The following is a 20089-nucleotide window of genomic DNA, read 5'->3' as shown; positions in this document are numbered from 1 at the left end:
ACGGCTCGTGCGGCTCAGCTCCCGGGCGCGGACGCCGACAGGCGCTCGTGGGCGGCCCGCAGCGCCTCCACCGTCTCCCTGTCGGCGGGCCGCAGGGGGGCGCGCACCGGGCCCGCGGGCAGCCCGAGCGCACCGAGCAGCCCCTTGACGGTCACGGTGCCGGGCAGCCCTGAGGCCATCGTCAACTCCACGAGCTCGATGGCGTGCTGCTGCAGGCGGGCCGCCAGGGCGGTGTCGCCCGCGTCGAACGCGTCCAGGACGGAGCGCAGTTGACGCGGCGCCACGTTCGCGACCGTGCTGACGTATCCGGTGCCGCCCACCGCGTACAGGGCGAGGATGTGCTCGTCGCAGCCGGCGTAGAACGCCAACTCGGTGCGGGCCAGCAGCTTCTGGACGCCGAGAAGGTCGTAGGAGCAGTCCTTGACCGCCACGATCCGTGGGTGCTCGGCCAGCCGGAGCATCGTGTCGGGCTCGATGCGGGTGCCGGTGCGACCGGGGATGTCGTACAGCACGACGGGGAGGTCGCAGGCGTCCGCGACCGTGCGGAAGTGTTCCTCCACGGCGTCCTGCGGGGGTCTGCTGTAGTACGGCGTCACCACCAGGACCGCGTCGGCGCCCGCCTTCCCGGCCGCCAGGGCGAGTTCGACGGTGTGCCGGGTGTCGGCCGTGCCCACGCCCGCCACGATCGAGGCCCGGTCCCCGACGGCCTCGCGCACGGCCTGGATCAGGGCCGTCTTCTCCGCGTCCGTCGTGGTCGGCGACTCGCCCGTGGTACCGCTCAGGACCAGGCCGTCGCAGCCCTCGCGCACCAGCCGGTCGGCGAGCCGCTGGGCGCCGTCGGGGTCGAGCGCCTCCGAGTCGGCGGTGAACGGTGTGATCATGGCGCACAGAGCGCGGCCGAGCGGAGGGGCGGAAGCGGCTGCGGTGGTCATGCAGGTAGTGTCGGCCACCTCACCGTGAAGCTCCACTTAAATCTTCTTTTCGATACCGTTGAGTGATGCTGCACAGTGATGCGCCCACGGCAGGGACGGCGCTTCCTCCGGCGCCCTGTGTCCAAGTGGCCGGTCATGCGTCACCATGGGAACGAGGTCCCCGACGGGCAGTCCATGGGAGGCGTCATGAAGCTCGGCAAGGCACTGGCCACCGGAGTCGCGGAGGAACAGCGGCAGCCGCGGGTCGCCGACGAGGAGATCGAGCGTCCCGAGGAGATCCAGGAGCCGCGGACCGCCGTGCCCGAAGAGGTCCCGGCCGCCCGATGAGGCTGCGGCTGCCGACGGAACACCCGACGGAGCCGCCGACCGGTTTCAAGATCGCTCACCCGCTGCTGTCCCAGGACGGTACCCGGGCCGGTTTCACCGGAGTGTCGCTCGGCGGCGCGCTGCCGTACGGCGTCGTCGCCGACGCGGCCTGCGTCTACGGTCGCCGGCATCGTCCGCCCGCCCGGCTGTGCGACTGCGGCTTCCACTGCGTCCACGAACGCACGGTGGCCGAGGCGCTGCTGTGCACGGCCGAGCACCGGTCCGCGGTGCTCCTCGAGGTGTCGGTGCTGGGTGCCTACATCCGCTTCGAGCGAGGGTTCCGCTACGCCCGTCAGCGCGTGCGGACGATGACGGTCGGCGCGTGCGCCTGCGGCGCGCCTTCCGTCGCGCTGGCCGACGCGGGCTGGGGGAGACCAGGACTGCGGGCCCTCGCCGCCGCGTGCGCGGGCTGCCTATGGGGACGTGTCCCGGTGACCCCCGCGAGCTTCGTCCGGCTGGCCGGGGACGGGCTGCGGGCCGTGACCGACAGCACGCTGGGCGCCGCCGCCCCCGGTGGCGTGCCGTCGGCACCGGGGGCCGGCGCGGGAGCGCCAGTGGGACCGGTGGGCAGGGGCCCGGGCGGAGGGTGGGCTCCCAGTGACGCCGAGGCGGCCGGCGTGCCCGGCGGACCGACCGGGCCCGGCGGGCTCGCCACGCCCGGAGGGATCGGCGCGCCCCAGGAGCTGGGCGTGCCCGAACTCGCCGCCGAAGCAGCCCTGTTGCAGGCGCGGCTCGACTGGTTCCAGGCCGAGTTGGCCCGGCTCGGGGAGCGCGGGACCGGCCCGCAGGGCCACGGGTAGCGGGGGCGACCCTGGGTACCCGGGGTGTTCCGGACCGAGAGGAGGCGGGACACCGTGACCGGGACCATCGAAGCCAGACCTGTGGACGAGCTGACCCACCCCGTGGGCGACCGCTCGGTGGGCGAACTCGTGCACCAGGCCACCGAGGACCTCTCCCTGCTCGTACGGCAGGAGGTGGCCCTCGCCAAGGAGGAGCTGACCGCGAAGGGCAGGCGCATGGGGCGTGGCGGCGGGCTGTTGGGTGCCGCGGGCGCCATCGCCTACGTCGGACTGATCGCGCTCGCCGGCACGGCGGTCGCCGCCATCTCCCTGGCGCTGCCCGTGTGGGCCTCGGCGCTCATCGTGACGGGTGCCCTGTTCGCCATCGCGGGTCTGCTGGCCGTGGTCGGCCGCTCCCAGTTGCGGCGAGCCGGACCGCCCACACCGCAGCGGACGATCGGCAGCGTCAAGGCGGACGTCGAGGAGATCAAGGAAAGGGCGCACCACCGATGACGGACAGGACGCAGGGCACGGGCGGCGCATCGAGGCGGTCCCACGGCGCCAAGGGCCCCGACGAACTGCGCGCGCAGATCGAACAGACCAGGAGCCGGCTCGGCGACACCGTCGAGGAGCTGGCGACCCGGGCCGATGTGAAGGGCCGGGCCAAGGCGCGCGCAGCGGATCTGCGCGACCGGGCCGGTGCGATGACGATCGGCCTGCGCAGCACGGCCGCGCAGGCCGGGCACCGCGCCCAGGAGAAGGCGACCCTGGTCGGGCACAAGGCGCAGGAGCGGGCCGGGACGGCCGGGCACAGGACGCAGGAGCGGGCCACCCTCGTGGGGCACCGCGCCCAGGAGAAGGCCACCGTCGTGGGGCACCGGGCGCAGGAGAAGGCCACGTCGATGGGGCACAGGGCCGAGCAGGCGGTCCCCGCGCCCGTGACCGACGCCGTCCAGGTCTGCCGGCGCAACCCGCGCCCCGTGATGATCGCGGGCGTGGTCTGCGCGGCAGCGGTGGCGGCCGGGCTGCTGGCACGCCGGTACAGGCGAAGGGCATGCCCGTAGGGCTTCCGCCGAAGGGTGCGCCGCCCTCCATCGGTCCGGTGGAGGGCGGCGGCCTGTCCGGACCCGGCCCGCGCCGGACGGGACGGGCGAACCGGGCGTGACGGGCGCGGCGTCGGTCCGAAAACTCAAATCGTCTGGACAAAAAAAGTTTTCGGTGAGACGGTGGACCCATGCTGGACGTGACCGTGATCGAGGACCCCGAAGCGGCGGCCGTCTCCCTGGACCCCGTCCGGGCCCGGCTGCTCGCCGAACTGGCGGCCGGACCCGCGTCGGCCGCCATGCTGGCCGGTCAGGTCGGCCTGCCCCGGCAGAAGGTGAACTACCACCTCAAAGCGCTGGAGCGGCACGGCCTGGTCGAACTGGCCGGCGAGCGCCGCAAGGGCAACGTCACCGAGCGGCTGATGCGCGCGACCGCCGCGTCGTACGTCATCTCGCCGCTCGCACTGGCCGCCGTGCAGCCCGACCCGGACCGCTTCCGTGACCAGCTGTCCGCGCGCTGGCTGCTCGCCCTCGGCGCCCGGCTGGTGCGCGACGTCGGCGCGTTGATCACCGGTGCGGCCAAGGCCCGCAAGCGGCTGGCCACGTACGCGCTGGACGGCGAGGTGCGCTTCGCCTCGGCCGCCGACCGGGCGGCCTTCGTCCAGGAGCTGACGGCGGGCGTGAGCGCCCTGATCCGCAAGTACGACGCCCCGGACATCGAAGCCGGGCGCGACCACCGGATCGTCGTCGCCGTCCACCCCACCCTCAAGGCAACCGAGCAGGACTAGTCAGGAGCCCGCCATGTCCAAGGAATTCGAGATCGCCCGCGAGTTCGAGGTCGACGCCACCCCGGAGCAGGTGTGGGAGGCCGTCACCACCGGCACCGGAGGGTATCTGTGGCCGATGGAGCCGCCCGAGCCCCGGGTCGGCGGCAAGGGCCCCTTCGGGTCCACGGTCACCGCGTGGAGCCCGCCGCACCGCTACACCAACCGCGTCGAGGACGTCGCGGGCATCTCCGAGCAGACCCTCAACCAGCTCGACTACACGATCGAACCCCGCGACGAGGGGCGACGGGCGTGGGTGCGGTACGTGCACAGCGGCATCTTCGTCGACGACTGGGACAACCAGTACGACGGCGCCGCCAAGCACACCGACTTCTACCTGCACACCCTGCGCGAGTACCTGGTCCACTTCGCGCCCCGGCCGGCCGCCTTCGCCACCTTCGACGGGCCCGAGGCGTCCGGGGCAGCCGACGCCCTCGCCGTGGTCGGGCGGGCACTCGGGGTCGGCGAGGACGTGGCGGCGGGCACGCGGCTGACCGTCCGGGGGCCGGACACGTTCGAGGCCGTGGTCGACTTCCGCGACCCGTACTTCATCGGGCTGCGCACGGACCGGGGCCTCACCCGCGTCTTCGGGCGCAACCACTGGGGGCACCGGGTCGGCATCTCCCTGCACGACTTCACGCCGGAGGCCGACATCAAGGAGTGCGAGGCCGCCTGGCAGGACTGGCTGAACGGCGTGTTCAGCCGGTCCTGAACCCGACGCGCCGTTCAGCCGGTCCCGAACCGGCGCGCCCCTACGGGCGGAACCGCAGCACCTGCGGGTCGTGGTCGCTGATCTGGTCGTGGAACTCCGAGTTGATGTGCACGCTGTCGTACTCGAAGCCGCCGCCGCGCCGGATCGCCGGGCTGATCAGAATCTGGTCCAGGACCTGCTGGTCGCCCTGATAGTCGTAGGTGTAACGCTCGCTCTTCGGCAGCGACTTGATCGCCGACCACAGCTCGCCGTCACCCTCCAGGATCTTCGCGGTGCCGGAGAACTCGAAGTCGTTCATGTCGCCGAGAACGATGACGTTCGCGTTCTTCTGCACGGACAGGATGTCCTTGACGAACGCGTTCAGCACGGCCGCCTGGGCGTGGCGCTGGATCTCGGAGCTGCGCACCGGCGGCTGGTACTGCGCGGTCAGGCCCTGGTCGCCGCCCTTGGAGTTGAGATGGTTGGCGATCACGAAGACCGTCCTGCCGCGGAAGACGAACTCGCCGGCCAGTGGCTTGCGGCTGTCGCTCCAGGCCGCGTCGGCCGGGTCGACACGGCCCGGGGAAGCGGTCAGCCGGGCCTTGCCGTGCACCTTGGTCACACCGACGGCGGTGGTGGAGTCGCCGCCCGGGCGGTCCACGAAGGTCACCCGCCGCGGGTCGAAGAGGAAGACCTGGCGGATGTTGCCGCCCGGCTCGCCGCCGTCCTCGTCGTTGACCGGGTCGATCCCGCGCCAGTCGTAGCTCGGGCCGCCCGCCGCGACGATCGCGTCGATCAGCTTGTTCACGGTCTCACTCGCGTCGACGGTGCCGTCGTCCTCGGCGCCGGTGTCGTCCTGGATCTCCTCCAGCGACACGATGTCGGGCGACCGGAGGTTGTTCACGATCGCGGAGGCGTGCCGGCCGAACGTGGTGTCCGACGGGTCGAGGTTCTCGACGTTGTAGGTCGCCACCGCGAGCTCGCGGCCCGACTGCTTCCGGGTCCCCCCGAACGTCTACGCGCGTCAATCTCCTGCCTGGCGCCAGCGGTTGTCAAGGTTTCGGCCATGTGCGGCCGCCCGCGACCAGATGAACCGGGCGGCATGGGGGGAAATCCGTCTAGGCTGAGCGGTTGAGTCGTCAGGCCCTCAGGCCGCCCACGTCCAGGCCCTCAGGCCCGCTAGGAGAACCAGCCGATGTCAGACAGGTCCCCGTTGCCGCCGGTGCGGCTCGCTTCCGAACCGGAACTGGCCCGGGACGCCCTCGCCACCCCCCTGCTCTCGCGCGCCGCCCGGCTCGCCCGCTGGGCCGGGCCCGCCACCCGGGTCGACGCCGGCGGCGCGCTGGCCGAGGAGCAACTGCCCGAGGCGGCCGGGATGCTGGGTCTGACCGGGGACGACGCCGCCGCGCTGGCGAGCGAGGCCTGGCGGATCGCCGTCGACACCGGGCTCGTGGAGATCACCGACGAGGACGAGGGCACCGTCGCCGCCGGCGCCGCGCTGCGCCTGCTCACCGGCGGCTCACCGCAGGACGTGCTCGGGGTGTGGCTGACCGCGCTGGAGGCCGTGCTGGCCGACGCGGGCGTGCCCGACCTGGACGGGTTGGTCGACGCGATGGACGAGGGCGCCCTCGACCTCTCCGCGCTCGGCTGGGACCCCGAGGCCGAGGCGGAGTTCCTGGACGGCGTGCTCGCCAACCTCTATCTGCTCACCGCCGGCGAGTACGGCCCCGCCGGCGGCCCGGTGCCGCTGCCCGCGCTGGCCGCCTCCATGATCGTTCCCAGTGACGTCGCCGAGCCCACCAACGACATGCTGGAACAGGTCTCCGATGCCATGATGCGGCTGGACGACCAGTTCCGGCTGCTGGAACCGGCCGGACTGGTGGAGTACCGGCCGGTGGACGAGGCGCTGCTGGCGGACGCCGAGCCCACCGAGGATTTCGCCGCCGACCCTGCGGCCCCCGAGGACGAGGTGGACGTCACCCGCTACGGCATGGTGCGACTGACCCCGCTCGGACTGTACGGGGTGCGGGCCCGGCTGCTGGAGACCGGCCATGAGGCCCCGGCGGTCGGCGACCTGGCGGACAAGGGGGCGGACGCACTGCTCGACGGCACCGCCGGCTACCCGCCCGCCGCCACCCACGCCGAGACCGAGCACTGGCTGGCACGCCGCGAACCCCTCGCCGCCGCACGCGAGTTGCTCGCCGCGGCACGCGGCGCGGACGCCGGTGCCCCGCTGCGGCGGCTGCGCTGCCAGCAGGCGCTGTCCCTGGTGGGCGCCGCGGCCGAACCGGCGCTGCGCGAGGTGCTCGACGACGCCGAACTGGGCGGGCTGGCCCGGGTCTGGCTGACCGAGCGGGGCCTGCCCGACGTACCGCCGCCGTCCCAGGACATGGTCTTCTGGCTCACCATCGACACCGTGGCCGCGCAGCTGGCGGCCGAGGGGGACTCCGAGGAGCTGCACGCCCTGGTGCAGGGCCTCGCCGAGCAGCACAGCGGGTTCTTCGCTGCGGCCTGGCGGGTGAACCACCCGCGGACGGCGGACGTCCTGGAGGCGATGGGACGGCTGCACCCGGACAAGAAGATCGCCAAGGAGGCCCGCAAGGCGGCCTTCAAGGCACGGTCGGCGCACGGGGACTGACCGCCGCCCCTTCGGCCCGGCGCCGGGACGCCGGTGGCCCGGCGGACGCCGCCGGGCCGGTACCGGACGCTGCCGGCCAGTGCTGGGACGCTGAGGGCCGGTACCGGGACGCTGTCGGCCAGTGCTGGGACGCTGAGGGCCGATGCCGGAGGCCCGTCCGGGCCGGTGCCGGCCGGGAGGCCCGCCGTCCGGGCCGCGGGAGGCCAGTCCGGGACGCCGTCGGGCCGATACCGGGGGCGCGCGTCGGGCCGGCGGTCCTCGGACGCGGTCGCGCCGGTACTGGGAAGCTGCCGGGCCGGGCACGGATGTGCCCGGCGAGTGACGTGGATCTTCCATGGGGTCGCGCACACGGATTCATGAACGGAGTCCGGTGACGTCGACCGGTGTTCAGCCGTGGTTCAGACACGGGCGGGACGGTTGCGCCGAACCGAGGCCCGTCACCCCCCACGGCAGCTTCCACCGTCTCAGGAGACACACACACCATGTCGCTCACCCGCAGGGACTTCACCAGGAGAAGCGCGATCACCGGTGCCGGCATCGCGCTGGCAGGCAGCGTCGGCGCGCTCGCCACCGCGCCGAACGCCCTTGCCGCCACGGACATCGACAGCGACGCGGCGGAGTCGGCGCGCGGTGGTCACCCCGGCGTCGGCTACGGCCCGTTGATCGCCGACCCGAAGGGCATCCTCGCGCTGCCCGCCGGCTTCTCCTACAAGATCATCACCTACAGCGGCAAGACCAAGCTGGAGTCCGGCGAGTTCACGCCGTCCAACCACGACGGCACCGCCACCTTCCGCGGCCCCCGCGACGCCGTCCTGCTGGTCAACAACCACGAGCTCGCCGGCGCCCGCGCCGAGTGGCCGCACCCGGTGCCGCTCACCGAGGGCCTGGTCTACGACCCGGCGGCGGCCGGCGGCTGCACCGTCGTCGAGGTCCGCCGCGGCGGCGAGGTCGCCGAGTGGGTCGGCATCGCCGGCACCTCCACCAACTGCGCGGGCGGCAGCACCCCGTGGGGCACCTGGCTGAGCTGCGAGGAGACCGAGGACAAGGCCGGCAAGAACGGCTTCACCAAGGACCACGGCTACGTCTTCGAGGTCGACCCGGAGGACCACCGGGCCAACCGCGACCCCAAGCCGATCAAGGCCTTCGGCCGCTACGCCCACGAGGCGGTCGTCATCGACCCCAAGCACGGGCACGCGTACCTCACCGAGGACGCCTCGGGCCCCAACGGCCTGCTCTACCGCTGGACCCCGCCGAAGGGCTTCCACCACGGCCGCGGCAAGCTGCGCACCCTCGCCGACGACGCGGGCGTCCTCCAGGCGTTCAAGTGCTTCGACTCCGGTGGCAAGTTCGTGGACGACCTCTCCCGCGCCACGAAGATCGGCACGGTCTACGGCGTCGACTGGGTGGACGTCCCCGACCGGGATGCCCGGCAGGTCTCCACCCGCAAGCAGTTCAAGGACGGCGAGATCACCCGCGCCCGCAAGCTGGAGGGCATGTGGTGGGGTGACGGCGGAGCCTACGTCGTCTCGTCCTTCGCCCGCGAGGAGAGCCCCGTCCAGCACGACGGCCAGGTCTGGTTCTACGAGCCCAAGCGCCGCACCCTCACCCTGAAGGTGCTGCTCGGCGTCAACCCCGACCCGGCGAAGGACGGCGCCTTCGACGGCCCGGACAACATCACCGTCTCCCCTTACGGCGGCCTCGTCATCGCCGAGGACGGCGAAGGCGTCCAGCACCTGTTCGGCGCCACCGAGAGCGGCCGCACCTACCCCATCGCCCGCAACGAACTGAACATCGGCACCGAGGAGGACCCCGAGTACAGCGAATTCACCGGCGTCACCTTCTCGCCCGACGGAAAGACCCTGTTCGCCAACATCCAGACCCCCGGCATCATGCTGGCCGTCAGCGGTCCGTGGAAGCGCCAGAAGCGCGGCTGAACACCCTTGTGACGACCGGAGATTAATTAGCTCGCCCGTCCCGCGGCCCCCTCATAGAGTGATGCACGTCCAGGTGCGACAGGCAGGACCTACTTCCACTCTTCATGGGGAGGCCGCGGGTTCGAATCCCGCCACCGGCTCGACATGCCGGTGTAGCTCAGTGGCAGAGCACCGACCGTCGGTTCAGCCGCCCTCGATCTCTGGACACCGAAGACTTCACGCACCTCCCGGTGCGCGGGCGACGGCTCCTTCCCTTCCAAGGAACGAAAAACAGCCGCCGCCGACCTGATCTCGGGAGGCGCGGCTCATGGTGGGTGCCCGGTGCGCAGGCAACGGTTACTTCCTCGGATCGGACGGTTGCGGGTTCGAACCCCGTCATCGACTTCGGGTCGGTGTAGCTCAATCGGAAGAGCATCTGACACAAAGTCCGTCGCCGACCCCTGATCTCGGGCACCCTCCTTCCGCCGCGCCTCCTCCCACCACGCGACGTCTCACGTCGCCGACGAATTCGGGGGAATTCAACATGGCGCGATTCAACTCCAGGGCCACCAAGCCGCAGCCCACCTCGCGGGTCACCTCACGGGCCGCGTGCTGCGCACCTACGAGGGCGGCCGGGGCCACGAGCGTGACGCGCGCTCGGAGCTCTTTCTGCTCGCGATCTCGAACATGGTCTCCCAGCAGACTTTCTACGAGTCCGGCGCCGACCGCGACGACCGGTTCGCGACGCTCGTGCGCGAGCTCGCCGTCGCCGACCCGTCCTGGACGGCCGGCCTGCTCGGCTGGCTGCGAGGCGAGGGCAACATGCGGACGGCCGCGATCGTGGGCGCCGCCGAGTACGTCCACGCACGGCTGGCGGCGGGCACGACCGACGGCCCGTCCAACCGGCAGGTCGTCGACAGCGTGCTCCAGCGCCGGACGAGCCCGGCGAGCTGCTCGCCTACTGGACGGCGACCTACGGCCGTGCCGTGCCCAAGCCCGTCAAGCGCGGCATCGCCGATGCCGTACGGCGGCTGTACCACGCCACGTCGCTGCTGAAGTACGACACCGCGTCCAAGGGCTACCGCTTCGGCGACATCCTCAACCTGGTGCACGCCTCGCCGGACCCGGACAAGCCGTGGCAGGGCGAGCTGTTCCGGTACGCCCTCGACCGGCGGCACCACCCCGAGTCCGCCGTGCCGCCCGAGTCCGTCCCGGTGCCGGCCGCGCATCGCGAGCTGATGGCGCTGCCCGTCGAGCGGCGCCGGGCGGTCGTCACCGCGCCCGGCGGCGCCGAGCGGCTGGCCGCGGCCGGGATCACCTGGGAGGCGCTGGCCGGCTGGCTCCAGGGCCCGATGGACAAGGCGGCCTGGGAGTCCGTGATCCCGTCCATGGGTGCGATGGCACTGGTGCGCAACCTGCGGAACTTCGACGAGGCCGGGGTCTCGGACGAGGTCGCCGCGCGGGTCGCGGCGAAGATCAGCGACCCGCGGCAGGTGGCCCGCTCACGGCAGTTCCCCTTCCGCTACCTGGCCGCCCACCGGCACGCCCCGTCGCTGCGCTGGTCCTACCCGCTGGAGCAGGCGCTCGCCCACTCGCTGGCCAACGTGCCGGCGCTGCCGGGCCGGACGCTCGTCCTGGTCGACCGCTCGGGTTCGATGTTCTGGTCGCAGGTGTCCGAGCGCTCGCAGCTCGACCGGGCCGACGCGGCGGCCATCTTCGGGACCGCGCTGGCGCTGCGCGCCGCGGACGCCGATCTGGTCGAGTTCGGCACCACCAGCAACGCGGTCACGTTCCGCAAGGGCGAGTCCGTGCTGAAGGTGCTGGACCGATTCGGCAACCTGGGCGGCACCGACACCACCGAGGCGGTGCGCCGGCACTACCGCAAGCACGACCGGGTACTGATCGTCACCGACGAGCAGTACGCCCCGAACCGCCACGGCGACCCGACGGCCCAGGTCCCGGCGCACATCCCGGTCTACACCTGGAACCTCGGGGGCTACCGGGCCGGCCACGGCCCGTCGGGGATGGGCAACCGCCATGTGTTCGGCGGACTCTCGGACGCCGCCTTCCGGATGGTCCCGTTGCTGGAGACGGCACGGCACGCCGACTGGCCGTGGGCGGTCTGACGGCCGCGCCGCCGGGTGCGGTCGACGGCCCGGCCGCCGGATGTCGTGTGACGTTCCGGCAGCCGGGTCATCGCGGCCGCGCGCCGGTCACCGCGAGGCCGTCCATGTAGTCGCGGACGTGGACGAGCAGGCCGTCGCGGACCCGCATCACCAGCAGGCCCGGGATCTCGAAGGGGGCGCCGGTGGTGGTCACGGTCCCGGCGACGGTCTGCTCGACGGTGATCACCTCCGGGTCGGTGGACTCGTGCACCGCGACCTCGCGGATGCTCTCCGCACGTGCGGGGCTCGCGCCCCACAACGCCCGGTAGCCCGCGCGTACCTCTTCGCGCCCCTGGTAGCGCGCGGGCAGGCCAGGGAAGCGGAAGGGGAACTCGTGCACCGCGTCCGGCGCGTAGAGGTCGGCGAGGTCGTCGGCGGACTTGTCGAGGATCGCGCGGCGGTAGCGGGCCAGTACGCCGCGCGGGCCGGGGTCAGGTGGGGCAGAGGTGGACATGGCCTGACTCCGTTCGGCGGACGGTGCGGACAACGGAGGACTGACAACCGGGATCAGGCAACCGGGGACGGTCTCCGCTTGGTGCCCGTTAACATACGGAGATGGTCTCCGGTTCGCAAGGAGTGTCTCGATGACGCGGGTCAGGCCCATGCGCGCGGACGCTCGCCGCAACTACGAGCGGTTGCTGGAGGTGGCGGCGGAAGCCTTCGCCGAACAGGGGGAGAACGCGTCGCTCGACGAGATCGCCAAGCGGGCCGGGGTCGGTTCCGGCACGCTGTACCGGCACTTCCCGAACCGACGGGCGTTGCTGGAGGCCGCGTACGTCGACCGGATCGAGGCGATCGCCGCCCGCGCGGACGAGCTCGCGGCCGGCCGGGCTCCGGGCGAGGCCCTGACGGAGTGGCTGTACGAGCTGTGCGTGGGCTCGATCCAGGTGCGCGGCCTGAAGGCGCTGCTCGGGTCGGCGGTCACGGACGGCTCACCCGGCGCGGTCACCGCCTGCGCCACCTCGATCAAGGGCGCCGCGACCCGGATGGTGGAGGCGGCCCGGCGGGACGGTGCCCTGCGCGCCGACGTCGAGCCGGTGGAACTGCTGCGGCTGGCGCACGGGGTGGCGACGGCCGCCGAGCTGGCGGACGGGCAGGGCAGGCAGATCCGCCGGTATCTGTCCCTGCTGATGGAGGGGGTGGGGACGCCCCGCTGACAGGGGCGCCCCGGCCGTCGTGCGGGCAGGGTCTACAGCGCCTGGGCCGCCGGCTTCACCATGTTGCGCACGGTGCGCGCCTTGACGAAGGCGCCCATGGCCGTCATATCCCACTCGCCGGAGAACTGACGGATCAGCTTGGCCATCATCACGCCGGTCTGGGCCTCGGCGTGGGTGAGGTCGAAGCGCACCAGTTCCTCGCCGCTGGTGGCGTCCATCAGGCGGCAGTAGGCCTTGGCGACCTCGGTGAACTTCTGGCCGGAGAAGGAGTTGACCGTGAAGACCAGACCGGTGACCTCCTGGGGGAGGCGTCCGAGGTCGACCGTGATCACCTCGTCGTCGCCGGCGCCCTCGCCCGTGAGGTTGTCACCGGAGTGCTTGACCGCGCCGTTCAGGATGGACAGCTTGCCGAAGTAGCAGCTGTCGATGTGGTTGCGCTGCGGGCCGTAGGCGATGACGGAGGCGTCCAGGTCGATGTCGGCGCCGCGGAACGCGGGCTCCCAGCCGAGGCCCATCTTCACCTGCGTCAGCAGCGGGCGGCCGCCCTTGACCAGGGACACGGTCTGGTTCTTCTGGAGACTGACGCGGCCCTTGTCGAGGTTGACCTTGCCGGTGCCGGGCGCGGGAGCGGCGGCGGCCGGCGGGGCCGGGGGAGCGGGCGGGGCCTGCGGGGTGACCTGCGGCTGCATGGCGGGCGGCGGCGGTGCCATCGGCTGCGGCGGCGTGCCCGGGTGCGGCGGCGCGACCGGCTGCTGCGGGGCCGCGGGGGCCGGCGCCGGTTCGTCCACCGTCACGCCGAAGTCGGTCGCGATGCCCGCGAGCCCGTCGGCGTACCCCTGGCCGACGGCCCGCGCCTTCCACTGGCCGTTGCGCAGGTAGATCTCCACGACCACCAGCGCCGTCTCGGAGCCGAGCCGCGGGGGCGTGAACGTGGCCAGGACGCTCTGGTCGTCCGCGTTGCGGATCGTGGCCGTCGGCTCGATGCCCTGGAAGGTCTGGCCCGCGGCGTCCGGGCTGGCGGTGACGACGATCTTCTCGATGCCGGGCGGCACGGCCGTGGTGTCGACGGTGATCGCGTCGGGCGCGGTGCCGCCGCCCGAGCGGTAGGTCACGCCGGGGCCCGACGGCTGGTTGTAGAAGATGAAGTCCTCGTCGGAGCGCACCTTGCCGTCGGCGGTGAGCAGCAGGCTCGAGACGTCCAGTCGCACCGGAGCGGCCACGTCCACCGAGACGCGGGCGGCGGCGAGGGGGATGTTCGAGCCGGGGGTCATAGCGGTCATGTGGGGATAACGAGCGGGGGCGCTTTACCGTTCCCTTACCTGACGCCGGGGCCCGGCGAACGGGTGACGCGCCGTGTCCCGGCCGCCGGACGGGTGACGCACCGTGCCTCCGGCCGCCGGACGGGCGGTGCGCCCCCGCCGCCGCGCGCTACGGCACCACGACGATCTTCCGTCCCACGCCCGCCGCGAACTGCTCCAGCGCCTGGGGGTAGCGGTCCAGCGGGATCCGGTCGCTGATGAAGACCTCCGGGTCCAGCACCCCGTTCGCGAACAGCTCCGCCGCGCGTTCGAAGCTGTGCAGTACGGCCATGGAGCCGGTGATGGTGATCTCCTGGTTGTAGATGCGGTACGGGTCGATCTTCACCCGCGTGGCGTAGTCGGCGACGCCGAACTGGAGGAAGGTGCCGGCCTTCGCCACCCGGTCCAGGCCGTCCTGGATGGCCGCCGCGTTGCCGGTCGCGTCGACCACCACGTCCCAGCCCTGCGGGCGGTCCAGTTCGTCGGCGCTCGCGGCCGACGCCGACACGCCCAGCCGCCGGGCCGTCTCGAGCCGGGCCGGGTTGAGGTCCACGACGTCCACGCTCGCCGCGCCCGTCCGCTTGGCCAGCTCCAGCATCATCAGGCCCATCGTCCCGGAGCCGTAGATCAGGACGTGCGCGCCGAGCCGTGCCTGGAGCACGTCGTAGCCGCGCACCGCGCAGGACAGCGGTTCCACCAGCGCGGCGTCCTCGGTGCGGACGTGCTCCGGCAGCTTGACGCAGTTGGCCACGGGGGCGACCGCGTACTGGGCGGCGCCGCCCGCCGTCGTCACGCCGATCGCCGCCCAGCGCTCGCACAGGTTGTTGTGGCCGACGCGGCAGTACCGGCATTCGTAGCAGTACAGGGACGGGTCCACCGCCACCCGGTCGCCGACCGAGACCTCCGTGACCTGGGCGCCGACGCCGACCACCGCGCCGGCGAACTCGTGTCCCGGCACGATCGGCAGCTTGGGCGCGAACTCGCCCTGGAGGATGTGCAGGTCCGTTCCGCACAGGCCGCAGGCGGCGACCTCCACGACGACCTCGCGCGGACCGGGCGTCGGGTCCGGGACCTCGGTGACGACGGCGCGGCCCACGGACTCGATGACGGCGGCCTTCATTTCACGGCTCCAAGCGACAGGCCCTGGACGAGTTTGTCCTGGGCGGCGAATCCCGCGGCGAGCACCGGCAGGGAGATGACGAGCGACGCGGCGCACACCTTGGCCAGGAACAGGCCCTGGCTGGTGATGAAACCGGTCAGGAAGACGGGGGCGGTCTGGGCCACCACGCCCGTCAGGACCCGGGCGAACAGAAGTTCGTTCCAGCTGAAGATGAAGCAGATCAGGGCGGTCGCCGCGATGCCGGGAAGCGCGATCGGCGCCACCACGCGGGCGAGGATCGTCGGCAGCCGGGCACCGTCGATCCGCGCCGCCTCGATCACCGCGACCGGCACCTCGGCGAGGAAGGACTGCATCATCCACACCGCGATCGGCAGGTTCATGGAGGTGTAGAGGATGACCAGCAGCCAGATGTTGTCGAGCATCCCGGCGTTCTTGGCGAACAGGTAGATGGGCAGCAGGCCCGCCACCACCGGCAGCATCTTGGTGGACAGGAAGAAGAACAGGACGTCGGTCCACTTCTTCACCGGGCGGATGGAGAGCGCGTAGGCCGCCGGGAGGGCCAGCAGGAGCACGAACAGGGTGGAGGCCACCGACGCCGTGACCGAGTTGATCAGTGCCGGCCAGGGGTTCGCGCCGCCGCCCGCGCCGAAGAACTCGCGGTAGCTGTCCAGGGTCAGTGAGGCGCCGAAGGAGGGTGGGTTCGTGGCGGCGTCCGCCTCGGAGTGCAGGGAGGTCAGGGCCATCCAGGCGACGGGCAGGAAGAACAGCAGCCCGACCAGCCAGGCGACCAGACCGAGCCCCGCTCCGCCGCGACGGCGCCGACGGACGGGCGCCGGCTGTGCTGCGAGCGTGCTCATGCGCGGGACACCTCCTCGCGGAACAGGGACGACACCACGCGCAGCGCGAAGGTCGCGATGACGATCGAGCCGATGACCACCAGGACGCCCGCGGCCGAGGCGAGGCCGTTCTCGTGCGCCTGGTAGAAGCTCTGGTAGACGGTGTAGGGGAGGTTGGCGGTGCCCAGGCCGCCGGAGGTGATGGTGAAGACCGCGTCGAAGTTCTGGACGATGTAGATCGAGCCCAGCAGCGCCCCGAGTTCGAGGTAGCGGCGCAGGTGGGGGAGCGTCAGGTGGCGGAAGACCTGCCAGTCGTTGGCGCCGTCCACCCGTGCGGCCTCCAACTGCTCGTTGTCGCGGCTCTGCAGGCCGGCCAGCAGGATCAGCATCATGAACGGCGTCCACTGCCACACCAGCGAGGCCTCGACCGCGAGCAGCGGAGAGTCGGAGATCCAGTCCGGCTGAGGGCCGCCGACATAGTGCAGCAACCCGTTGAGCAGGCCGTATTCGGGGTTGTAGAGCACATGCTTCCAGAGCAGGGCGGCGGCCACCGGGACGATCAGGAACGGGGCGATCATCAGGGTGCGGACCAGGCCGCGGCCGGGGAACCTGCGGTTGAGCAGCAGTGCGACGGCAAGGCCCAGGATCAGGCTGGCCAGGACCACGGTGACCGTCAGCAGGACCGTCGTCCAGACCGAATGGCGCAGGTCCGGGTCGGTCAGCACCTGGCGGTAGTTGTCGACGCCGGTGAAGTGACGGTCCTTCGGGTACAGGGCGTTCCAGTCGAAGAACGAGATCACCAGGGTCGCCACGAACGGCAGCTGGGTCACCACGATCATGAAGACCAGGGCCGGCAGCAGGGGGGCCCGGACGGCCCAGGCGCGCATACGGTTCGGGGGCCGGGTCGCCGGCCGCGCGGCGGCGGAGGCGACCCGGGCGGAGGTGGTGGCGGTCATGATCCCTCGTACTTCTTGCCGACGGCCTCGGCGAGCCGCTGCGACTTCTTCAGTGCGCTGTCCACGGACTGGCGGCCCGCGACGGCGGAGCTGAGCTCCTGCGAGACCTTGGTGCCGAGATCGGTGAACTCGGGGATGTCGACGAACTGGATGCCGGGCGCGGGACGGGGCTGCACACCCGGGTCGTTCGGCTTGGCACCGGCGATGGCGTCCCGGGTGACGTCCGCGAAGGCGGCCGCCTCCTCGCGGTACTCCGGGATGTCGTACGTCGAGCTGCGCTTGCCGGCCGGCACGTTGGCCCAGCCCGCCTTCTCGCCCACGAGCTTCTCGTAGTCCTTGCCGGACGCCCAGGAGATGAACTTCCAGGCGTCGTCGGCGTGCTTGGACGCCTTCTGGATGCCCCAGGCCCAGGTGTAGAGCCAGCCGGAGCTGGTGGTCTTCTCGACCGGGGCCGGGACATAGCCGATCTTGCCCTTGACCGGGGAGCCGGAGGCCTCCAGCGAACCGGCGCCGGACGTGGCGTCGTACCACATGGCCGTCTTGCCCTGGGTCATGTCGTTCAGGCACTCGGCGAAGCCGGCCTGCGGGGCGCCGGACTCCCCGTGCTTGCGGACCAGGTCGACATAGAACTGAGTGGCCTTCTTGAACTCGGGGGCGTCCAGCTGCGCCTTCCAGTCCTTGTCGAACCACGTGCCGCCGAAGGTGTTGACCACCGTGGTCAGCGGAGCCAGCATCTCGCCCCAGCCGGGCAGCCCGCGCAGACAGATGCCCTTCATACCGGGCTCGGCGCCGTCCGCCTTGGCGGCCAGGTCGGCGACCTGCTGCCAGGTGGGCTTGGGCGGCATGGTCAGCCCCTTCTTGGCGAAGACGTCCTTGCGGTACATCAGGAAGGAGGACTCGCCGTAGAAGGGCTCGCCGTAGAGCTTGCCGTCCGCCGCGGTCAGGGCCTGCCGCATCGGCTGGAGTATGTCCTGCTGGTCGAAGGCGGTGTCCTGCTTCACGTACGAGTCCATCGAGTGGAGCCAGCCGTTCTTGGCGTAGATCGGGATCTCGTAGTTGCTCAGCGTGGCGACGTCGTACTGACCCGCCTGGTTGGCGAAGTCCTGGCTGATCTTGTCCCGGACGTCGTTCTCGGGCAGGACGGTGAAGTGCACCGTGATCCCGGTGTCCTTGGTGAAGTTGTCCGCGGTGAGCTTCTGCAGCTCGACCATCTGAGGGTTGTTCACCATCAGGACGTTGATGGAGCGGGAGGAGGATCCGCCGCCGGCGCCGGCGCCCGAGCAGGCGGCGAGCAGGGGGGTGATCAGCGTTCCTACGGCGGCCACCGCAAGCAGGGCGCGGGGGCTTCGTCGGCTCTGGGGTCGCATGGAGTGCTCCTGGACGTATGGGAAGATAACGGGCGCACGCGGTGTCGGCGTGCCGTTACGGAAACTGTTGGGGGCGGTGTTCGGGTGGTTCAGACGCGGATGACCTGCGGTCCCAGCAGGCAGTAGCGGTGGGCCTCGGCCGACGGCAGCAGTGTGCTGGTGACGATCGTCTCCAGCGCCTCGATCTCGGCGAACCGGCAGAAGCTGACCGCGCCGAACTTGGTGTGCACGCCCACGAACACCGTGCGGCGCGCGGCCCGGATGGCCTGCGCCTTCACCTCGCTGACGGCCGGATCGGGGGTGGTCAGGCCGTGCTCGCGGGAGATGCCGTTGGCGCCGATGTAGGCGAGGTCGATGACGAAGCCGGCCAGCATCTTCGTCGTCCAGTGGTCCACGGTGGCGAGGGTGCCGGAGCGGACCCGGCCGCCGAGCAGCAGCACGGAGATGCCCTCGGCCTCGGCGAGGGCGCCCGCGACCGGCAGGGACGCGGTGACCACGGTCAGCCGCCGGTGCCTGGGCAGGGCCTCGGCGATGAGCTGCGGGGTGAAGCCCTCGTCGACGAAGACCGTCTCGGCGTCCCCGAGCAGGTCGGCCGCGGCGGCCGCGATCCGGCGCTTCTCGGGCACATGGCTGGTGGCGCGGAAGGCGAGGGTCGTCTCGAATCCGGCGCTCTCCACGGGATAGGCCCCGCCGTGCGTGCGGCGGACCAGGCCGTGGTCCTCCAGGGCGCGCAGATCCCGCCGTACGGTCTCCTTGGCCACGCCCAGTTCGGCGGCGAGCGCGGTGACGTCGACGGAGCCCGTGGCGCGTGCGACCCGCACGATCTCGCGTTGGCGTTCTTCTGCCGATCTCGCGGTGTTCGCCGTCATCGCCGCACCTGCTTCCGTGCTCACTGCCCGTTCGGGCCCGATCGGGCCGTGGGGGAAGTTCTACCTCCGGCGCGCGGCACTGACCAGGCCTCTTGCCCGCCCGATGCTGCCCGTATGTGCCCGTTTGCCAAGCGGAGTGCCCGGCGCGGACCTGCGTGGCTGTGCGTGGGGGCGTGAGATCGGGCAGGCGGGGTGCCCGAATGCGGGGGCGGGCGGGCCCGTTCGGTGCCCGCCCGCCCCCGCGAACGATCGTTTCCGGCCGGTTCGGCCCGGTCGGTTCGGCCGGTCGGTTCAGTACGGCCAGATCGGCGGGTCGGTCACGAAGTGGCCGCCGAGGCGGGTGTGCGCCGGGTTGTCCGGGTCGAGCTCGCCCTGCTCGGCGATCAGCTTCTCGGCGTACGGCTCGGAGTCGTCCTGCGGCTCGTAGCCCAGCGCCCGCGCGCTGGTGAGGTCCCACCACAGACGGGTGTTGGCGGAGGAGCCGTGGACGACGGTGTGGCCGACGTGCTCGGCGGTCAGGGCCGCGTGGAAGAGGCGGGCGCCGTCGGCGGGGCTCATCCACAGCGAGAGCATGCGCACGCTGGTCGGCTCGGGGAAGCAGGAGCCGATGCGCACCGAGACGGTCTCCAGGCCGTGCCGGTCCCAGTAGAGCTGGGCCAGGTCCTCGCCGAACGACTTCGACAGGCCGTAGAAGGTGTCGGGGCGGCGCGGGGTGTCGACGGGGATCAGCGGGTCGTCGCCCCGGGGGCGGGGGGTGTGGCCGACGGCGTGGTTGGAGGAGGCGAAGACGATCCGGCCCACGCCCTCCTCGCGGGCCGCCTCGTAGAGGTTGTACGTCCCCTCGATGTTGGCCCGGAGGATCTTCTCGAACGGGGCTTCCAGGGAGATGCCCGCGAGGTGGATGATCGCGTCGACGCCCCGGACGGCCTCGCGCAGGGCCGCCCGGTCCGAGAGGTCCGCGGTGATCGCGTCCGGCGCGTCCTCGATCGGCCGGACGTCGAGGAGGCGCAGCGTGTAGCCGTACTCGGGCAGCAGGTCCCGCATCAGGGTGCCGAGCCCGCCGGCGGCGCCGGTGAGCAGAACGGTGCGGGGAGCGGGCATCCTCGGATCTCCTTCAGTCGCCGGACCGCATGCA

Annotated in this window: 18 protein-coding genes and 2 pseudogenes; 10 read left to right on the top strand and 10 right to left on the bottom strand. The window is 72.0% G+C overall.

What is annotated here, in order from left to right:
• Positions 1-14 precede the first annotated feature (14 nt).
• Positions 15-932, bottom strand: coding sequence for a 4-hydroxy-tetrahydrodipicolinate synthase (dapA, locus tag ACWDUZ_RS08295; protein ID WP_451631004.1), 918 nt, complete (start codon positions 930-932; stop codon positions 15-17).
• 135 nt (positions 933-1067) lie between these two features.
• Between dapA and ACWDUZ_RS08290 the strand changes: the two genes are divergently transcribed.
• The 6 genes from ACWDUZ_RS08290 to ACWDUZ_RS08265 all read left to right on the top strand — a co-directional run bounded on the left by ACWDUZ_RS08290 (position 1068) and on the right by ACWDUZ_RS08265 (position 4656).
• Positions 1068-1259, top strand: coding sequence for a hypothetical protein (locus ACWDUZ_RS08290; protein WP_451631003.1), 192 nt, complete (start codon positions 1068-1070; stop codon positions 1257-1259).
• Positions 1256-2098, top strand: coding sequence for a hypothetical protein (locus tag ACWDUZ_RS08285; RefSeq protein WP_451631002.1), 843 nt, complete (start codon positions 1256-1258; stop codon positions 2096-2098). The genes ACWDUZ_RS08290 and ACWDUZ_RS08285 overlap by 4 nt, the downstream gene beginning before the upstream one ends.
• Positions 2099-2152: 54 nt before the next feature.
• A complete protein-coding gene (locus ACWDUZ_RS08280; protein ID WP_451631001.1) occupies positions 2153-2590 on the top strand; it encodes a phage holin family protein in 438 nt (145 codons plus the stop codon).
• A complete protein-coding gene (locus tag ACWDUZ_RS08275) occupies positions 2587-3141 on the top strand; it encodes a DUF3618 domain-containing protein (protein ID WP_451631000.1) in 555 nt (184 codons plus the stop codon). Before ACWDUZ_RS08280 ends, ACWDUZ_RS08275 begins: the two co-directional genes overlap by 4 nt.
• Before the next feature lie 170 nt (positions 3142-3311).
• On the top strand, positions 3312-3908 hold the full coding sequence (locus tag ACWDUZ_RS08270) for an ArsR/SmtB family transcription factor (RefSeq protein WP_451630999.1): 597 nt from the start codon (positions 3312-3314) through the stop codon (positions 3906-3908).
• A gap of 13 nt (positions 3909-3921) precedes the next feature.
• On the top strand, positions 3922-4656 hold the full coding sequence (locus ACWDUZ_RS08265) for an SRPBCC domain-containing protein (protein ID WP_451630998.1): 735 nt from the start codon (positions 3922-3924) through the stop codon (positions 4654-4656).
• Between the two features lie 40 nt (positions 4657-4696).
• Here ACWDUZ_RS08265 and ACWDUZ_RS08260 read toward each other — a convergent pair.
• Positions 4697-5638 (bottom strand): annotated as a pseudogene (locus tag ACWDUZ_RS08260) (endonuclease/exonuclease/phosphatase family protein); the annotation flags it as partial.
• A gap of 192 nt (positions 5639-5830) precedes the next feature.
• Here ACWDUZ_RS08260 and ACWDUZ_RS08255 point away from each other — a divergent pair.
• The 3 genes and pseudogenes from ACWDUZ_RS08255 (at position 5831) to ACWDUZ_RS08245 (ending at position 11312) form a co-directional block, all read left to right on the top strand.
• Entirely contained in the window at positions 5831-7273 is a 1443-nt protein-coding gene (locus ACWDUZ_RS08255) for a hypothetical protein (protein WP_451630997.1), read from the top strand.
• 482 nt (positions 7274-7755) lie between these two features.
• Positions 7756-9207: an alkaline phosphatase PhoX gene (locus ACWDUZ_RS08250; protein WP_451630996.1), complete on the top strand. Its 1452-nt coding sequence runs from the start codon at positions 7756-7758 to the stop codon at positions 9205-9207.
• 523 nt (positions 9208-9730) lie between these two features.
• Positions 9731-11312: pseudogene (locus ACWDUZ_RS08245) on the top strand (TROVE domain-containing protein).
• A 67-nt stretch (positions 11313-11379) separates the two neighbouring features.
• Here the strand turns inward: ACWDUZ_RS08245 and ACWDUZ_RS08240 are convergent.
• Entirely contained in the window at positions 11380-11805 is a 426-nt protein-coding gene (locus ACWDUZ_RS08240; RefSeq protein ID WP_451630995.1) for a nuclear transport factor 2 family protein, read from the bottom strand.
• A 130-nt stretch (positions 11806-11935) separates the two neighbouring features.
• Here ACWDUZ_RS08240 and ACWDUZ_RS08235 point away from each other — a divergent pair, with 130 nt between their 5' ends.
• Positions 11936-12508, top strand: coding sequence for a TetR/AcrR family transcriptional regulator (locus ACWDUZ_RS08235; RefSeq protein WP_451630994.1), 573 nt, complete (start codon positions 11936-11938; stop codon positions 12506-12508).
• A gap of 32 nt (positions 12509-12540) precedes the next feature.
• On the opposite strand, the gene ACWDUZ_RS08230 is transcribed toward ACWDUZ_RS08235, so the two are convergent.
• From ACWDUZ_RS08230 to ACWDUZ_RS08200, 7 genes are all read right to left on the bottom strand, one after another.
• Positions 12541-13779: a TerD family protein gene (locus ACWDUZ_RS08230; protein ID WP_451631190.1), complete on the bottom strand. Its 1239-nt coding sequence runs from the start codon at positions 13777-13779 to the stop codon at positions 12541-12543.
• A 157-nt stretch (positions 13780-13936) separates the two neighbouring features.
• Positions 13937-14926 carry a zinc-dependent alcohol dehydrogenase family protein gene (locus ACWDUZ_RS08225; protein ID WP_451630993.1) on the bottom strand — a complete coding sequence of 330 codons (990 nt, stop codon included), beginning with the start codon at positions 14924-14926 and terminating at the stop codon, positions 13937-13939.
• Positions 14923-15783 carry a carbohydrate ABC transporter permease gene (locus tag ACWDUZ_RS08220; RefSeq protein ID WP_451630992.1) on the bottom strand — a complete coding sequence of 287 codons (861 nt, stop codon included), beginning with the start codon at positions 15781-15783 and terminating at the stop codon, positions 14923-14925. Before ACWDUZ_RS08220 ends, ACWDUZ_RS08225 begins: the two co-directional genes overlap by 4 nt.
• Positions 15780-16718: a carbohydrate ABC transporter permease gene (locus ACWDUZ_RS08215; protein WP_451630991.1), complete on the bottom strand. Its 939-nt coding sequence runs from the start codon at positions 16716-16718 to the stop codon at positions 15780-15782. Before ACWDUZ_RS08215 ends, ACWDUZ_RS08220 begins: the two co-directional genes overlap by 4 nt.
• Positions 16715-18085, bottom strand: coding sequence for an ABC transporter substrate-binding protein (locus tag ACWDUZ_RS08210; RefSeq protein ID WP_451630990.1), 1371 nt, complete (start codon positions 18083-18085; stop codon positions 16715-16717). Before ACWDUZ_RS08210 ends, ACWDUZ_RS08215 begins: the two co-directional genes overlap by 4 nt.
• Positions 18086-18174: 89 nt before the next feature.
• Complete coding sequence (locus ACWDUZ_RS08205; protein ID WP_451630989.1) at positions 18175-18954, bottom strand: DeoR/GlpR family DNA-binding transcription regulator; 780 nt, start codon at positions 18952-18954, stop codon at positions 18175-18177.
• Positions 18955-19245: 291 nt separating this feature from the next.
• Entirely contained in the window at positions 19246-20055 is an 810-nt protein-coding gene (locus tag ACWDUZ_RS08200) for an NAD-dependent epimerase/dehydratase family protein (protein WP_451630988.1), read from the bottom strand.
• Positions 20056-20089 lie beyond the last annotated feature (34 nt).

It is taken from the genome of Streptomyces sp. NPDC003393 (genome assembly GCF_053589015.1).
Note: the sequence above shows the minus strand (reverse complement) of the source record. Positions and strands in the feature narration are given on the sequence as shown.

Coding starts and splice junctions, on each gene's coding strand:
- dapA (WP_451631004.1), bottom strand. CDS start 932: ATGACCACCGCAGCCGCTTCCGCCCCTCCGCTCGGCCGCGCTCTGTGC.
- ACWDUZ_RS08290 (WP_451631003.1), top strand. CDS start 1,068: ATGCGTCACCATGGGAACGAGGTCCCCGACGGGCAGTCCATGGGAGGC.
- ACWDUZ_RS08285 (WP_451631002.1), top strand. CDS start 1,256: ATGAGGCTGCGGCTGCCGACGGAACACCCGACGGAGCCGCCGACCGGT.
- ACWDUZ_RS08275 (WP_451631000.1), top strand. CDS start 2,587: ATGACGGACAGGACGCAGGGCACGGGCGGCGCATCGAGGCGGTCCCAC.
- ACWDUZ_RS08270 (WP_451630999.1), top strand. CDS start 3,312: ATGCTGGACGTGACCGTGATCGAGGACCCCGAAGCGGCGGCCGTCTCC.
- ACWDUZ_RS08265 (WP_451630998.1), top strand. CDS start 3,922: ATGTCCAAGGAATTCGAGATCGCCCGCGAGTTCGAGGTCGACGCCACC.
- ACWDUZ_RS08255 (WP_451630997.1), top strand. CDS start 5,831: ATGTCAGACAGGTCCCCGTTGCCGCCGGTGCGGCTCGCTTCCGAACCG.
- ACWDUZ_RS08250 (WP_451630996.1), top strand. CDS start 7,756: ATGTCGCTCACCCGCAGGGACTTCACCAGGAGAAGCGCGATCACCGGT.
- ACWDUZ_RS08240 (WP_451630995.1), bottom strand. CDS start 11,805: ATGTCCACCTCTGCCCCACCTGACCCCGGCCCGCGCGGCGTACTGGCC.
- ACWDUZ_RS08235 (WP_451630994.1), top strand. CDS start 11,936: ATGACGCGGGTCAGGCCCATGCGCGCGGACGCTCGCCGCAACTACGAG.
- ACWDUZ_RS08230 (WP_451631190.1), bottom strand. CDS start 13,779: ATGACCCCCGGCTCGAACATCCCCCTCGCCGCCGCCCGCGTCTCGGTG.
- ACWDUZ_RS08225 (WP_451630993.1), bottom strand. CDS start 14,926: ATGAAGGCCGCCGTCATCGAGTCCGTGGGCCGCGCCGTCGTCACCGAG.
- ACWDUZ_RS08220 (WP_451630992.1), bottom strand. CDS start 15,783: ATGAGCACGCTCGCAGCACAGCCGGCGCCCGTCCGTCGGCGCCGTCGC.
- ACWDUZ_RS08215 (WP_451630991.1), bottom strand. CDS start 16,718: ATGACCGCCACCACCTCCGCCCGGGTCGCCTCCGCCGCCGCGCGGCCG.
- ACWDUZ_RS08210 (WP_451630990.1), bottom strand. CDS start 18,085: ATGCGACCCCAGAGCCGACGAAGCCCCCGCGCCCTGCTTGCGGTGGCC.
- ACWDUZ_RS08205 (WP_451630989.1), bottom strand. CDS start 18,954: ATGACGGCGAACACCGCGAGATCGGCAGAAGAACGCCAACGCGAGATC.
- ACWDUZ_RS08200 (WP_451630988.1), bottom strand. CDS start 20,055: ATGCCCGCTCCCCGCACCGTTCTGCTCACCGGCGCCGCCGGCGGGCTC.